The organism is Spirochaetota bacterium, assembly GCA_034190085.1.
GTDB lineage: Bacteria > Spirochaetota > UBA4802 > UBA4802 > JAFGDQ01 > JAXHTS01.
Window position 1 is genome coordinate 88,669 of sequence record JAXHTS010000055.1, and the last position, 16,769, is coordinate 105,437.

Below are 16,769 nucleotides of genomic sequence, written 5' to 3' on the forward strand. Positions count from 1 at the left end.
ATATATTAAAGGGATAGAAATGATGGCTAAGGGAAAAGAATTTATCCAGAGATTGAATCTCTAAACAAACATAAATTCTCAAATCACACAACAGTCGATCCATTTATCGTGATCATTTATTCACCAAGTTTCGACTCATAAAACAATAATACTAAGGGTATACTAACAAACAAAGGAGGAATTCATATGAGCAACGAAGATATGAAAAAAGAGATTGGAGAAGCCAAGAAGGTATGGGAAGAGAAGGTATTAACTCCAGCATTTCAGCGCTTTGGACAGCAGGAATCACCAACAAGAATTTATACTCCCCTTGATGTAAAAGATTTTGATTACCTGAAAAAAGTGAACTTCCCTGGACAATATCCCTTTACTGGCGGCACCTATGCCACAAACGTTTATGGTTTTGGTTTAAAGATGATGGCTGCGGGTGGTCAACTGCCAATGAGAAGGGCTGGGATGTATTCAGGATATGGCACTGCTGAGGATACGAGAGATTACTATAAGAATGAGATATCTCTTGGCATGCAGGGCGGCCCGAACCTGGCCTTAGATCTGCCTACCCAATGCGGTTACGATTCTGACGAACCATCTGTTGAGGGCGAAGTTGGCAAGGTCGGTGTTGCCATTGATACACTTAGGGATTTTGAAATTATTTATGAGCCATTCGTGAATGGCAGCGATCTGGATAAGATTGCGACAAACATCACTATCAATTCTGCATGTAACATCCTCTTTGCAATGTATCTGGCGCTGGCAGACAAAAGGAGAATAAGCTGGGATAAACTCAAGAGTACTCCACAGAATGATATTCTTAAAGAATTTGTTTCACGCGGCACCTACATTTTTCCTCCAAGACCATCGATGAGGATGTTCAGAGACAGTCTGGTTTTCTTTAATAAACATGTACCCAAGGTAAATATAACCAGCATGGGCGGTTACCACATCAGAGAAGGCGGAGCAAACCACATTCAGGATCTGGCATTCAGCATGGCCAACGGTATTGCCTATCTGCAAGAGGGAGTAAACGCAGGACTCGATGTCGATTCTTTTGCCAATAGATTTACCTTCAATGCATTTGGCGGTAGTATGGATTTCTTTAGGGAGATAGCCTTTCACAGGGCAGCCAGAAGAATGTATGCCAGAATTTTGAAAGAGAGATTTGGGGCAAAGAAGCCAGAGAGCATGAGAATAAGGGTTCCAGCAACCGCCATGATCGGACCAAGCAGCACAACCAAACAACGTGCTCTCAATAATGTCACTAGAGCTGTAGTAGGGGCAATTGCTGGCGCATTATCTGGAGGACCTCCAGCACCATTCCCACCCTATGATGAACCTCTAGGATTGGGATGGAGTAGAGAGGCAAGACAACTTGCGGATGATGCATTGAGAATACTCATATTAGAGGCAAAACTGTGTGATGTAACTGATCCATTGGCTGGATCATATTATATTGAGTCCCTAACAGATGAAATTGAAGAGGAGGCATGGGCAGAATTAAAGAAAATAGATGAGATGGGTGGCGCTGTAGCAGCCATTGAGAGTGGATACATGCAGACTGAACTTGCTAAAAGCGCAGCCGAGCGACAACGCAAGATTGAGTCCAGGGAAGAATTTGTGGTGGGCGTGAATTGCTTTACGGATGATGTAGAACTAGATGTGACAACTAGCAAATTGGTAGAGAATCCTTATAATCCACAAAAGAGGGCAGAAGCTGAAGAAAAACAGAAAAAGAAGCTAGCCGAAATCAAGAGGACAAGGGATAACACTGAAGTGAGTAGATTACTCAAGGATCTTAAAGAAGCTGCAAAGGATGAGAGTAAAAATCTGATGCCAAACTTTATTGATTGCGCTAAGGCCTATGTCACTGAGCAGGAACAGTGCGATGTATTGAGAGAGGTTTTTGGCGAATGGGAGAAGGATACATACATTTAAAAATTTTCAGATAATTGAGATATAGAATAATATTAATACTTCTTGCTATATTGAATACCCCTCATAATTGATATTATTTAGAGGGGTATTCAATCCTTCCTGTATGTCACGAAAGGTCATTATATTACCACTGCCTGAGCCATACCGAAAAAAGCGGTTATTTTACCCCCAATTGAGCCGTCTTTTTTTATCAAGAAATCTTTAGCCAACTCTTCAGCACTATGATGCCCTATTAATTGTAATCCCCTCTCCTCTAAAAAAAAATTGATTTCTCCTTCTTTTATTTTAAATTTATATGGCTCTCCAGTTGAATTAATAGATTCGATCTGCTCTTTTACACCATATCCATCCCTTAATCTTTCTGAATCAATAATATAATTGAATACAACAAAACTACCTGGCTTTGAAATACTCTTTATAGCATTGAATATTGCATTAACTGCTCCTTCAGACAGATATTGAATTAAACCCTCCAGTAGAAATGTCGTTTTTTTCCCATTATCAAATCCTGCTTTAGATAAGCGATCTTCAATAGATTCTATAGCAAAATTAATAGGAACAAAAGTCACCTGTTCTGGTATATCAACATTTGATTTAATTAGACACTCGATCTTATAACGCTGTGTAGTATGAATATCAAGTTCATAAATCCGTGTCTCCTGTATGTTGTCCTTAAAACGATATGCTCTTGAATCGAATCCTGCCCCAAGAATTACTATTTGTGGGCAATTCTCATTTAAAGCCTTTGTGAATATTTGATCAAAAAATATGGTTCTTGCGCTATGATACTCGACTATTCCTTTTGCCAGTTTATTTTCCTTTATCCATTGTAAAACATCAAGGTTTTCGAATACTGTAAGCCAGTCTAAAGGAAGAAATATCTTGGCTATATTGTCTGGTCCTGGTATTCCGTCAATCTTTTCAAAACAATGAATAGCGCGACAAAAAGCTGCTCCCATTGCTGTGACAGATGGTTTCTCTTCAACGCCCTTGGCCCCTTTTTGTTCATATATTCCTATAATATTCCCAAATGGATCATATACTGCAGCGGTACGTATTATATAATTTTCTTCGTAATTCTCAGATATATCAGTATGTTTAATTGCGCCGAATTCAATAAGTTTTTGATATACTGATTCAATATCATCAACTGACCAGTAACCAATAAAATTAGTATTTGTACCGTTTATATCTTTTCTCCTCAAATTGAGGTATAGATTTATCCCGCCAATTTCAAAAATCAATGAAAAAGGCGTTTCAGATATAGGTTCCTTATCAAGAACTCGAGCATACCAATCCCTTGCCTTTTGGATTTCATCTACTGTATATACAAGTGAATGCAAATTTTTAAACATAATCCCTCCCTTCCAACAGATGAAAAATATGATGAAATGGATTGATCAATCTTGTCAAGATAATAAACTTGCCATTAAGGCTGTTATGTGTTTGTAAAGCTTCATTAAATTTGTTTTTTTTACATACATTACATTTTTGACTTTTTTATATAGATGAATTAATGTAATAATGGAGAATAATATCGTCAAGAGATATCAACATTATTGTCTCGTTTAATGAAAAGAAAAAATCCTGGATTAGGGAGGAGACATGGAGATAAAAATTTTAAAAAATATATTTGAATCAAACGTTGAGATGGCCGGTTCTATTAGAGATTTGCTAATACAAGAGAAGGTATATATGATCGATATAATGGGCTCCCCAGGATCGGGGAAAACCACCCTGACTGATAAAATAGTAACATCACTAAAGGATGAATATAGAATTGGCATTATTGAGGGTGATATAAAGACTACAAAGGATTCGGAGAAGCTTACAAAGCATAAAGTGCCCATTGTTCAAATTGAAACTTCACTCTTTGGTGGGGATTGTCACCTCGAGAGTTCATGGATAAAGAAATCGCTGGAGGAGTTTGACCTAAGCATTATAGATTTAATAATCATCGAAAATATTGGAAATCTTGTTTGCCCTGCGGAATTTGAACTTGGAGATGATGAAAGGATTGTCGTATTGAGCGTTACAGAGGGCGAGGATAAACCAGTAAAATACCCCTTGATGTTCAATACATCAAAGACCCTGATTCTGAACAAGATAGATCTTCTGCCCTATCTCGATTACAACCTAGAAGAGGTAAAGGATAATATAAGAAGAGTCAATCCTAATATGAATCTATTTCAACTGAGCGCTACTTCGGGCGAGGGGTATAATAGGTTTATAGAATATTTGAGAACGAATATCAATAATAAATTGAAATGAGCATTATCCCCTCAAAAGGGATGCACATTATTGTATCATAAAGGGAGATGGGAATAGAAAGCCTAAGGCATAAATCCATTTTAATAATGGCATCAGTTAGATGGCATAATGCTTCAGCCTCTTATGCATTGCTCCTAGCCAAAGGATTAGAGAAGCATGGTATGCGAGTCTCATTCTTTGGGATACCACATAGTCCAATCATTAAGGAAGCACAAATGGCTGGACTTCAGGTGTATGATGAGATTGATCTGATGGATAAAAATCCAATAAAATATTTAAAAAATATAAAAAAATTAAGGCAGATTGTAAATAAAGATTATATTGATATGCTTCATCCTCATATATCGAGAGATCACACCTTTGCATATTTATCAACATTGGGTAGGTCGATTCCCATAATTAGAACCAGGACAGACAGCATCCCACCCAAGAATAATCCCATAAACAGATTTTTTTATGTAAATTCTGCAAAGCAATACATAATCTCAGCCGGATACATGTTACCTGTATTGAAAGACATGGGTATTGAGGAGAGATCTATATCTATTGTTCCTCCTGAAATCAATTACAAAATATTTTCAAACTATCATCCCAAAACTAATCTAAAGAAAGAATTGGGGATCCCTCAAAATAAAATAGTAATTTCCTTCATTGGAAGATTGGATAAAATTAAGGGAGTAGAATATTTTATCGATAGTTATTCCTTTTTAAGGAATAGAGATAAATTTCACTTTATTATCTCAGGTGAAGAGATAAATTTAACAGCCGAATATTTGAGAAAAGCTGCTGATCATCAAAAAATTGAGAATATATCATTTCTCGGAAGAGTAGATGATGTAAGGGAGATACTTTCAATAACCGATATCGGGGTTATACCATCTGTTGGTTCTGAGGCTATTTGCAGAATAGCACTTGAGATGTTATCATTTGGAATCCCAATAATTGGCAGTAATGTGAATTCTATTCCAGAGATAATATCCGAGTTTGATGGAGTAGTGGTAAATTCAGGAGAGCCTGAAGAGATTGCTGATGCCATTGAAAAATTATCTAATGTGGTTGAATATAATAAAACAAAAAATAACATTAGATCTAAAATTGAAAACAGAAATCCAGATAAATTTATAACCTCCTATCTGGATATCTACTCAAAAGTCTTTGATCAATATTGATCCATATTTACAAGCAAATATACAATGTAGTTTTTTCAGTAAAAGCAATTTATGTATACCAAGTCGTTCGATATTCTAATTTGATAATTTTATTTTTTGATTCTTTTCGAGTATTTATATAAACGACTCTTCCAATAAAGCAATAACCAAATAAAAAAATATCTAAGCTGTACAATCCGATGATTACTTATTGCTCAATTTAGAGTATAAATTACCCTTAAGAGTAGTAGTCAAATCGTTAAGCACATTCATATAAACGATATATGCATCAAAGGGAGAATTGTAAGGGTTAAAATACTTATGAACATCACCATCAGAAAACCACTTGGTGCACATATAATAAAAATGATCAGAGGTTAAAAGTTTTCTCCATACATTTATTAATTCATTATTATTTGAGGACATTACTTCCCCTTCATATCCATATGCCATCTCAAGCGCAGAATTTTGCAGAGGATTGCCCATCCATGCTGTCAGATCTCTCTCCATATCAGCCCATGAAATGTAATATGGCACATCCAGCTTTGCTATGGGAGTATAGTATTTGCCTGATTCGGAAGGAGTAATGAACTGCATATCTGGATGATTTAGTATTTTAGCCGGCAGTGCGCGCAAAAAATCAAAAATTCCAGTATCCGCCCATTGATGCTCTCCAAATGTCTCATAATCCATGAATAGGTTTATCACCTCGCCATTGCCGTTGATATTATGTATCCAACTGGCGAACTTATCTGCTGTTAAGGGGTATTCCGACCAACCTCGGTTTGAGAATCTAAAGGCAATATCATCAGAAAGCTTATAATTCTTCAAAAGTAGATTTAACTTATTACAACTCTCTGGTCGATATAAAAAATTTGGTGAACGCCATCCCATAATATGATCTACCCCATCCGCAAGAATTGTTGTAAACCCTAAATCCTCAATATGCCTTGCCAGTTCATTATTGTAAATCAGCTCTGTATTTCTAAAAGTCGTTGGTCTCTGTTGGAAAAGACCATAAATAATTTTCATATGTTTAATTATTTGCCTGTTAAATTCACTTTTCGAAAAAAGGAAGGATAGCGAATGGTAATAAGTTTCAGTAATAAATTCAACGCATCCAGTAGATGCAAGTTCTCGAAATGAAATAATTACCTCAGGATTATACTTTTCAAATTGTTCAAGCGCAATTCCGCTAATCGAATAGGAAACCTTGAATTTCCCTTTGAATTTTTCAATAAGATCAAGCATTATTCTATTTGCAGGCAAATAACATTTCCTGCTTACCTTATTACAAATCTCTCGATTCGCATCATCATCCTCGTAAAAATGATTTACTCCGATATCGAAGAATGAATAACCCTTTTTGAGTCGAAATGGTTGGTGCACCTGAAAATAAAAACATACTGAAACCATTATACTATCTCCTTTAAAAAAAATTTTTTTTATGCGGCGAGTCTACAATAAATACTTTTGATTTTTTCTCCAGCGGTATTCCATTCAACGCCCTTAATCTCTTCCTGGCATTCCTTTACAATTTCTCTGGATAACTCTTCACTGTTAAGAATAGCTACAATGCAGTCAGCAAGCCTATTCACATCCCAGAAATCTACACAGATCGCATGTTTAAGTATTTCCGAAGCCCCTGATTGTTTCGAGATTATTATTGGAATATCATAGACCAATGCCTCAAATGGAGTGAGACCGAAGGGTTCTGAAACTGAAGGCATAACATATAAATCGCTCATTGCATACATCCTTTCTACATCAGCGCCCCTTAAGAATCCTGTAAAATGAAACCTGTCCGCTATTCTCTGCTCGGCCATTTTATATATCATCTGAGGCAGAAGATCCCCATTGCCTGCCATGACAAACCTTACATTTTTCACTTTCTTCAATACCTGATTTGCTGCCGCCATAAAATAATCAGGCCCCTTCTGCATAGTAACCCTTCCAAGATAAAGCACTATCTTATCATCAATATTTTTTTTTATACCGTATCTCTCGAACTGCCTCTCCTTATTAACTGCATTATGTATAACTTCAATCTTATCAGGATTGATGCCATAATGACGGACTATTATATTCTTGGTATAACAGCTCACAGCTATAATCTTATCGGCATTATCCATGCCATATTTTTCAATATTATAAACATCCCTGTTAATATTATCTCCACTCCTGTCAAACTCAGTTGCATGGACATGAACAATAAGGGGCTTGTCACTTGCATTTTTTGTTAGTACGCCAGCCGGAAAAGTAAGCCAATCATGGGCATGGATAATGTCAAAATCCTCATAATAACTTAAGGATTCTCCTGCTAAAGAATAGTTCATTACTTCTGCTAATAAATTTTCCCCATAATTACCAGTAAATTCCAAAATCCCTGCCTGCCCTTTCCTGGTTGGCACCTCTGAGGAAAAATGTTTCAGGTATTGTCTATTAGCAATAGTTGTATAATAGGGAGAATAAGAACCCAAAGAATCAATATTAATCATTTTTAATTGTTCTCTTAGTTTTCCTATATTATTAACCAGAGGCACTTCATCCGCACCAATTATATTGACTTGACTGTTTATTCCCTTGCCTTTCTTTGTCGGAAGCACAAAGGTAATATCTACGTTGTTATCTATCAGACCTCTGGATATACCAAAACAAGCTGTGCCCAATCCCCCGCTCACATAGGGCGGGAATTCCCATCCGTACATTAATACTTTCATCAAAGCCTCCTCTCTCTGAAATCTATTTTTTATGAATAAATAATGGAAAATTCTTAAAAATTAAATTTTTCAGCTATTGTAAAAACTAATTTAAATTGTCACTTAATATAAAAATATTTATTTACGAATTTATAAGAGTTCGCACCAAATTCACTATTTAAACGGTTATAAATTATCCGAAGTTAATATTTTTACAAGTGGAGATAATCTATTTTCTAACTCAGAATTGGGATTATTTATATATAAAAAATTAAATAAGTTTAATGTAGGATTATGCTTACAAGGATGGTTACGACGGATTGAAAAAGGTTAATCCACAAGATTATTTTTTAATGCATAGCGAGTTAATTCAATCGTATTCTTCATATTCATCTTTTCAAGAATTCTACTTCTGTATGTGCTGATTGTTTTTACACTAAGATATAACTCCTTGGCAATATCTGAGACACTTTTCCCCATTACCAACTTGCAAAATACTTGATATTCACGGTCAGAAAGAGACTCATGAAGTGGTATATTGTTATCCTGAATAAGATTATCGGCTAGTTCTTCAGCGAGAGTGGGGCTGATATATTTACCTCCCTCTGATACCTTTATAATAGCTTCAATCATTTTTTCAGGCGAGGCAGACTTTGTCAGGTAGCCGGATGCCCCGGCTTTCAGTATTCTGACTGCATAATGTTTTTCCGGATACATGCTTAGAACCAAAACTGGAATATTTGGTTTCTCTATTTTTAATTGTTTCAGAATTTCTAATCCATTTCTTCCGGGCATCGAGATATCCAGCAAAACGATGTCATACATGTTTTTTCTTATTTTCTCCAGTAACTCCTGCCCATCTCTTGCCTCATCAGTAACAGCATTGAAAAGCTGTTCTGAAAAAATCTCTTTAAGACCGGATCTTACAATTGCATGATCATCGGCTATAATAATTTTTAACATTCTGACCTCTTAAGCGTGTCATCATCCATATATATAATAAAATTTAGGTAATAATTTATCAAATAGAATATGTAATTGGAAATACTACTTTTACTTTTGTTCCCACATCCCTTATGCCTCCTATATATAACCTGGCATTATAAAAATTGGCTCTTTCCTTAATGCCAATAATTCCAAAGGAGTTAGGATTATTAATCTGCTCCTCTGTTATACCTTTGCCATTATCATTTATTTCTATTTTTATTGTATTCCCTTCCTCTGCTAAAACAATATCAACCTTAGTAGCTTGCGAATGCCGCGCAACATTTGTTAAAACCTCCTGATAAATACGAAATATATTCAGCATAAGTTTATCATCCATATGATTAATTTCTTCTGGATCAAAACGAAGCACGCACTTAATTCCGGTTCTCCCCTCAATTTCCCTTGCCAACCATTCAATTGCGGCACATAATCCAAAATCATCTAATATGCCTGGTCTAAGTTCTGATGATATTCGATGTACTGATTCAATTGTATTATCTATAAGAGTTGACATTAATTCCAATCTCTGTAAAAGAACGCTTCGATCATCATCCAATTTCCTTCTTATCCAACCCAAATCCATTTTGAGAGCGGTTAATGATTGTCCCAACTCATCATGAAGCTCGCGAGCAATTCCAGTCCTCTCCTCCTCTCTTACTTCCAACAAATGTTGGGAAAGATTGCGCAATTCTCTTTCGCTATCTTTAAGCTCTTTTGTTCTCTCTACGACCATATCCTCTAACAAATTTTTCTCTTTATGCAACAAATCTTCTGCTTTCTTTATTCGCAACATTGCCTTAATCTGAGCCGCTAATTCCATTTCATCAATAGGTTTTGCACAAAATGCATCAGCCCCAATTTCCATACCCTTTACTTTGCTTTCAATATCAATATCGATGGCAGTCAACATAATAACTGGTATGTATTTTGTCTTAGAATCTGATTTCAGCCTTTCGCATACTTCATATCCATCCATGTTTGGCATTTTAATATCTAACAATATAGTATCTGGCAATTCCTCGATAGCTTTTTTCAGGCCTTCATATCCAGATTCTGCTGTAATAACCTCGCACTCAGGAATAAGATTTTTTAATAAGGCCCTGATTGATATTAAATTATCCCTTTTATCATCGATTGCTAATATCTTAGGCATAATATCTATTCTCCCAGGTTTTTTCTTATCGTTCTTAGAACCACCTCCGGCTCGACTGGTTTAGATATATAATCATCAAAACCGGCATCAAGGATTCTCTTTCTGTCTTCCGACATCGCAAATGCGGTCAATGCGATAACCGGAATATGCCTTGCAGCTTCGCTACTCTTTATTTTATTGATAATGTCAAAGCCGCTCATTTGGGGCAATGCGATATCAAGAAGAACTAAATCGGGAAGATTCTCATAAATTAAACTTAGCCCGCTTTCTCCATCAACTGCCTCTAATATATTATATCTTTTGCCAAGCACAGCCTTAATTGTAATCATATTATCCGGATTATCCTCGACTATAAGGACATTATATTTACTATTTTCCCGCTGAATTAATTTATCATTTGCTTTATTTTTAATCTCATCTTTGTCATTATTATTGGAACTGTCCAATCCCCTGTCATTGATGGACTTATTTTTAAATAATTGCTGTATTTTGAATAATAATTCTTTTTTATTGATATCTCCCTTTTGAATCAACTGCTGAATATTGTTATTAGTGAGTTTTTTCATATCCTCAGCAGTTAAATCTTTTGCGGTAAGCACAAGTACAGGAATAGATTCAGTAGATTTCTTTGAGCGTATATCATTTAAAACATCAAAGCCATCCATCCCTGGCATCATCAGGTCTAGTATAATACCATCAGGAATAGAATATTTTAAATATTCAATCGCCTCCCTCCCATCATTAGCTATATCAATAATAAATCCTTCTTTTACAAGAATTTTTTTCATCTGATTAACAGCAACCTCATTGTCCTCCACAAGCAAGATCCTTTTACCTATTACAGGATCATATATTTCTCCATTCTCAGAAGAATTATCCATAACAAAATCAATTGATTTTTCCCATTTTATTGGAAGAATTACAGTAAATGTAGAACCTTTATGTAGTTCACTCGCGACTTTGATCTCAGCACCGATTATTTCTGCTGTTTTATAAGCAATAGCAAGTCCAAGTCCTGTGCCCCCATACCTGCCTGTTAAAGAACTATCTAATTGCGAAAATTCACTGAATATAATAGGAATTTCCTCTTCCGAAATACCAATTCCTGTATCAATAATTTTAATAAATATATTCTCATCATCAGTTGAGGCATCTATTGTAACGCTTCCCTCATCAGTAAATTTTATTGCATTTCCAATAATATTTTGAAGAATCTGATTTACCCTTTTCTTATCACTCTCAATTCTCGGTAGGTCATCAGCGATATCTTTTTTTAACTCTATGCCTTTTTCATCTGCTATGGGCAAAAGGGATTCAACAATTGAATCTATTATTGCTTTCAAGGAAAAGGTATTAAGTTTTATCTCTATTTTACCTGCTTCTATTTTTGATATATCAAGGATATCATTTATTAAATATAAAAGATTTTTACCATTTCGATCAATTATATTAAGATATTCTATTTCTTCGTGTGTAAGTCTATCCTTAGTTTGCATAATTAAAACGCGTGAAAGGGCAAGAATGGAATTAAGAGGGGTTCGCAGCTCATGACTCATATTTGAAAGAAATACGCTCTTTAATCGATTTGCTTCCTCAATCTTATCTTTCTGTGTCATCAGCTCAATATTCTGATGCCGCAATTCATCCGATTGCTGAGCTAAGAGAGAGGCCTGCAAATTAAGCTCCTTTGACTGAATCTCTAGCTCACTGTTTTTGCTATTCAATTCTTCCGCCAACCTTATAGTTTCTTCATTAGCAAGCAGATTAGCTATCCCTGTATTGATGCTCTTCCAACCTATTTTAATAATTTCCATACTTTGTGCAGAATAGCGATTCAGGGCGCCAAGGGAAATAACAGCAAGCACTTCATCTTGAATAACAATTGGGATAGTAATTATCTCTTTAGGTAAATAATCCCCGGCAAATGTTTTGAATTTCAAAATACTATCTTTTGGAATCTCTTTAAGATGACTGACATTTTTAGTCTCTATTGCTTTTCCGAACTCACCCTCTAGAATTTTAGCATTAAAAGATTGCAAGGCTTCAGCGTTTAACCCAATTGAATAAAAAGGACAATATTTATCCTCTTCTCTTTCCAATACAAAATAAGCTCCAAAATCGGATTTTGTAATTTTAATTAAAATAGATAGGAGTTCCCTCCTGAAATCATAAATTCCTGTTGTGACTAATAATTTATTTATTATCTCAGCATTCCCGATTTGAACCTCAAATTGAGTCTTAATGGAATCAGCCATTTCATTAAAGATATTCCCCAAATCGGCGACCTCGTCTTCACCAACAACATCATTTCTTGCTTCCAAATCCCCTAGGCGAATTCTATTAGCGACCCTAGACATATGAATTATCTGCCTTGAAAGTCTATTTGCCAATCCCTTGGAGATAAAATATACGAAGACAAAAGATATTATTAAATATATTATTAATTGCCTCATCATTTTATAAATTGGCTGATAGACCTCATTTATATCCTGTTTGGCTACAAATCCCCATCGAGTTAGGGGAAGATACGAATATGCAGCTAATACCTTCTCTCCTCTATAATCCCTTGTTTCTATAATCCCTCGATTACCTTTTGATACCAGAGATACGGGTTCTGCTACTATTCTCCTCTTTAACATGGCATCCCTGTCCCATCTTAACTCGCTTAACACAATGCCATCGCGACTAATGATAAAGGTCTCGCCTGTGTTCACCATGCCTGTATGGTCAAGAAGCAAATCATCTTGATAATGTTTCAAATCTATTTTGCCCGCTACAATGGCGATAGGATGTCTGCCTTTACGCTCTAAACAAAACATGGGTATTGATATAACCATAACAGGTTTATTAAGTCTCTTCGAATAATAGATATCATCAATATATAAATCCTTGCTCATTAAGGGCTTAATAAAGTAGGCATTCATGGATCTGTCTTTTCCTTCAAAAGATAAATCCGAAGAAATCTCAACAATTCCTGATTGTGCATTGATGACAGAAATTTCATCATAAAACTGATAGTTATTCATATAACGCTTTAAATCATTTCTCATCATCTCGAATTTCTTTAGATCTTGAATATTTCTATCCTTTTTATTTATAATATATTCGATATTTTTACTATACAGATCATCTTTTACTGTAATTATATTTGAAATTCTATCATTTAACCAGATGTCAATGGATTTAACCTTTAAATCCATTATGGCTTTTAACTTTTCAAATTCCCTATTTTTTATTGCTTCTGATCTGCTATTATAAATATATATGCTTATAATAATGAGAGGAAGGATGGCGAGCGCAATAAACCAAAACTGCAATCTTGTTTTAATGCTTTTAAATCGAAGATTCATTTGCCCTCAGTAATGCGATCAAATTTTAGTATAAATATGACAACATTTATCTATCCGTTGAAAGCGATTAATGTATCGTAAGGTTGGCATCTCTGTTTCACCAAGAAAAAGATAACCGCCCTTTACAAGAGATCTGTATATTTTGTTGAATATAAAATCATGTGATTCAACGCTATAATATATCAACACATTTCGGCATAATACAATGTCAAAGTCTCCATATATACTTTCTTCAGGCACAGAGGTTTTTTTGTCAAGAATATCGTACAAAGAAAAATTCACTATTTTTTTTATACAGGGATGAATAATATACTGCTCATGTACTTCATCAATACATGAAAAATATTTCCTGAATAAACCATATTTTACATCAATAACGCTCTCAGGAGAATAGATACCCTTTCTGGCCTTATTCAGAGCATCTACATCAATATCAGTTGCAAAAAAATCAATATTAAATAATATTTTAGTTCTGGTAAGAAACTCATTTATTAAAATTGCTAGGCTATAGGGCTCTTCACCGGTGGAACAACAGGTTGACCATATCCTTATATTATTTTCTTTCTTCTTTATTTTATCATATATAATATTTAAAAGGATATGTTTATAAAAATATTCAAAGGTAAGGGTATTTCTGAAGAAGCTGCTTGTATTAATTATAATTTCATCGAGTAATTTACCAATCTCATCATCGTGATCTTTGAGATAATCAAGATATTCGCTAATATTTAAACATTTATACAAAAATATTCTTCTATGTATAGTATTTTCTACAATTTCTCTTCTATAATCACTGAGATCTATGTGACGTTTTTCATTTATAAATTCTAAAATAGATTGTATCAATATCTTACATTACTCTTTTATGATTATTGATAATTATGAAATAATTACCAAAACGAACTCTATATCCTAATTCAAAAGGTATAATAAAACTCAGAATATCTAGAATTCACTTGAAATTACTTTCATCCCATTTCACTTCAAATACAGACTCTTAAGATTATATTAATAAACTATATTAAAAAAATCAAATTGTAGAGGATAAAAATAAAATTATTCTCTGGAATGAGTATTGAAGAGAAGAATTATAGGAGTTATAGTTTCAAGTAAAGCCTTTTACAAGACCTAATGAGGGTATATTTATTTAATATCAATTGAATCTAAATTATATTCGAGCTTATCACCTTTTGATCCATCGGCGGAAAAACTTATTAACAACTAAAGACGATATCTCTATTATAAGTCCCCCCTTATCAATCCTCCACTATAAAATTAGAGCAACGCTTAATTTACAACCTTGTCAGCACGATAAAGCGAATACCCTGCTGATCTAATGCTCTCAAATATCTTGTAGGGGACCAAGAATCTTTCGATATCCTCAATGTTATCATGCGTGTCAGTAGCGGATAATACCATAAGGTTATTTTCTTTTGCAAGTTTTACATATATGTTCTCATTCTCCGGCTCAAAGTATGATTTGTGATAAGCCTCAATTCCATCAATCCCGGCCTCTATTAATGAACTTATAACCCTCCAGCGGAAGTTCTCTGGTATCTGATGGGGATGGGCTATTACAGCAATGCCTCCGCAATCCTTGATCAGGTCTAACGCTGTAATGCTGTCTATAGTCTCCCTCTGATGATAACAAGGACCTCCCGGGCCAATAAGTATATCCGCATCCCTCCTGTCTTTTGCCATTCCCCTTTCCACCATTGCTTGCCTCAAATAATGCCATCTTAAGGGTCCATGCTCGATTACTCTTCCATACTTGTCCTTTTTAAGGGCGCTTGGACCTATATCCCTATACAAGTCTATTGAAAGGCCCTCTTTCTCAAATAAACGGTTTAATCGTCGACAGGTGTCTTCAAAGGCTTCCACCCTCTTGAACTGCTCCTTTAACATATAATGGTATATCGAATAACATGTTGGATCAAGCTCATACCCAACAATATGCACATTAGCGCTGTCAGCGCTTATCTCAGTGCCGAAAATTAATTCAATATCATATTGGGAAGCATATTCTCTCTCCTCTTTTATTATAGATTCGCTAGGATAAAAATCATGATCAACGATGGCAAATCCCTTAATCATCATTTTCCTTTTATTTTGCAGATCGATATTTTTCTCGTGAGCTTTATCAATTAGTTCTTTAATTTGAAAAGTACCATCGGAATACATCGAATGATTATGCAAGCTGGCAAATTTTGCAATATCCGTCATTTTTCCCTCCATATTTTATACAAAATAAATCCTATTAGAAAACCGAGAAAATAACATTGCCAATAAATACTATTAACATAATTCGCATTCGAAATCTTCTTTTTGTATACTATTAACACTAATATTTTAATATTTATATGATAATTGCTATATCATATAAAATGATAAATTCCTTAATTTATTAATTTAGAGCTAATCATATTCCTACCGCTACGTTTTGACTGATACATAAGCTTGTCAGCACAATTTATCAATTCATCTACACTAGATGGGGGTGTTTCATAAGTGACAATCCCGATACTAAATGTCACAGGCCAGCCATGTTCTTTCATTAACCTTAATAAATTAGTATTAAGCTTATTGGAAATTGAAAAGGCCGCTTCCGCTCCACTTCCTATAAATAGTATCGCGAATTCATCGCCTCCTAATCTCGCAAATATATCAATAGTTCGAATATTTTTTTTTATGCTCTGAGCAACTACATTCAATAAATGATCTCCTTCATTATGTCCAAATTTATCATTTATAAACTTAAAATTATCAAGATCTATGTATGCAATAGAAAGGGGATATTTATGTCTCTGAATCCTCTTTAACTCATTCTCCGCCTGTTTATAAAAAAATCTTCTATTAGCTATCCCTGTCAAAGGATCTGTCGCAGCAATCTCTTCTTGCTTATGTAATAAATGCATCAATTTTGATACTAAAAAAACAATAAACAAAAAGACAATAAACCTAAAGGTTTCATTCAAAAAAGGGATATATTTGCCTGAAAAATTTTCCAACAACATAACATCAGCTATAAGCCATGACGCTGTGCTGAAAATGGACATAAAAATACCTGATATTCTTCCATTTACCATTGTGGTCATTGTGATCGGGATTAAATAAAATATTGAAAATGCCAGTTCCACACCTAATGAATAACGAATATACCCAATAACAACCGTAAACATGATGCACAGAATGAAACATAGTACCTTTATATATTTTTGCTTTAACATAA

Annotated in this window: 12 protein-coding genes; 3 read left to right on the forward strand and 9 right to left on the reverse strand. The window is 34.7% G+C overall.

Annotated elements, in window-relative coordinates; genetic code table 11:
- Positions 1 to 186: 186 nt before the first annotated feature.
- Positions 187 to 1,932 (forward strand): methylmalonyl-CoA mutase family protein, encoded by a 1,746-nt coding sequence (locus SVZ03_11335; GenBank protein ID MDY6934795.1) that lies wholly within the window; start codon positions 187 to 189, stop codon positions 1,930 to 1,932.
- A gap of 119 nt (positions 1,933 to 2,051) precedes the next feature.
- Here SVZ03_11335 and SVZ03_11340 read toward each other — a convergent pair whose 3' ends face one another.
- Positions 2,052 to 3,287, reverse strand: a complete 1,236-nt coding sequence (locus SVZ03_11340) for an SAM-dependent methyltransferase (protein MDY6934796.1) — start codon at positions 3,285 to 3,287, stop codon at positions 2,052 to 2,054.
- Positions 3,288 to 3,537: 250 nt separating this feature from the next.
- Here SVZ03_11340 and hypB point away from each other — a divergent pair, with 250 nt between their 5' ends.
- Entirely contained in the window at positions 3,538 to 4,203 is a 666-nt protein-coding gene (gene hypB / locus SVZ03_11345; GenBank protein MDY6934797.1) for a hydrogenase nickel incorporation protein HypB, read from the forward strand.
- Between the two features lie 47 nt (positions 4,204 to 4,250).
- Positions 4,251 to 5,372 (forward strand): glycosyltransferase family 4 protein, encoded by a 1,122-nt coding sequence (locus SVZ03_11350; protein ID MDY6934798.1) that lies wholly within the window; start codon positions 4,251 to 4,253, stop codon positions 5,370 to 5,372.
- Positions 5,373 to 5,555: 183 nt separating this feature from the next.
- On the opposite strand, the gene SVZ03_11355 is transcribed toward SVZ03_11350, so the two are convergent.
- The 8 genes from SVZ03_11355 to SVZ03_11390 all read right to left on the reverse strand — a co-directional run bounded on the left by SVZ03_11355 (position 5,556) and on the right by SVZ03_11390 (position 16,767).
- Positions 5,556 to 6,767 carry a glycoside hydrolase family 57 protein gene (locus SVZ03_11355; GenBank protein MDY6934799.1) on the reverse strand — a complete coding sequence of 404 codons (1,212 nt, stop codon included), beginning with the start codon at positions 6,765 to 6,767 and terminating at the stop codon, positions 5,556 to 5,558.
- 29 nt (positions 6,768 to 6,796) lie between these two features.
- Positions 6,797 to 8,071 (reverse strand): glycosyltransferase family 4 protein, encoded by a 1,275-nt coding sequence (locus SVZ03_11360; GenBank protein MDY6934800.1) that lies wholly within the window; start codon positions 8,069 to 8,071, stop codon positions 6,797 to 6,799.
- A 309-nt stretch (positions 8,072 to 8,380) separates the two neighbouring features.
- A complete protein-coding gene (locus SVZ03_11365; protein MDY6934801.1) occupies positions 8,381 to 9,013 on the reverse strand; it encodes a response regulator transcription factor in 633 nt (210 codons plus the stop codon).
- A gap of 58 nt (positions 9,014 to 9,071) precedes the next feature.
- Positions 9,072 to 10,190, reverse strand: a complete 1,119-nt coding sequence (locus SVZ03_11370) for a response regulator (protein MDY6934802.1) — start codon at positions 10,188 to 10,190, stop codon at positions 9,072 to 9,074.
- Between the two features lie 5 nt (positions 10,191 to 10,195).
- Positions 10,196 to 13,540, reverse strand: a complete 3,345-nt coding sequence (locus tag SVZ03_11375) for a response regulator (GenBank protein MDY6934803.1) — start codon at positions 13,538 to 13,540, stop codon at positions 10,196 to 10,198.
- Positions 13,541 to 13,558: 18 nt separating this feature from the next.
- Positions 13,559 to 14,386: a protein-glutamate O-methyltransferase CheR gene (locus SVZ03_11380; GenBank protein ID MDY6934804.1), complete on the reverse strand. Its 828-nt coding sequence runs from the start codon at positions 14,384 to 14,386 to the stop codon at positions 13,559 to 13,561.
- Positions 14,387 to 14,827: 441 nt separating this feature from the next.
- Complete coding sequence (locus SVZ03_11385) at positions 14,828 to 15,763, reverse strand: hypothetical protein (GenBank protein MDY6934805.1); 936 nt, start codon at positions 15,761 to 15,763, stop codon at positions 14,828 to 14,830.
- Between the two features lie 173 nt (positions 15,764 to 15,936).
- Positions 15,937 to 16,767 (reverse strand): GGDEF domain-containing protein, encoded by an 831-nt coding sequence (locus SVZ03_11390; protein ID MDY6934806.1) that lies wholly within the window; start codon positions 16,765 to 16,767, stop codon positions 15,937 to 15,939.
- Between the last annotated feature and the right edge of the window lie 2 nt (positions 16,768 to 16,769).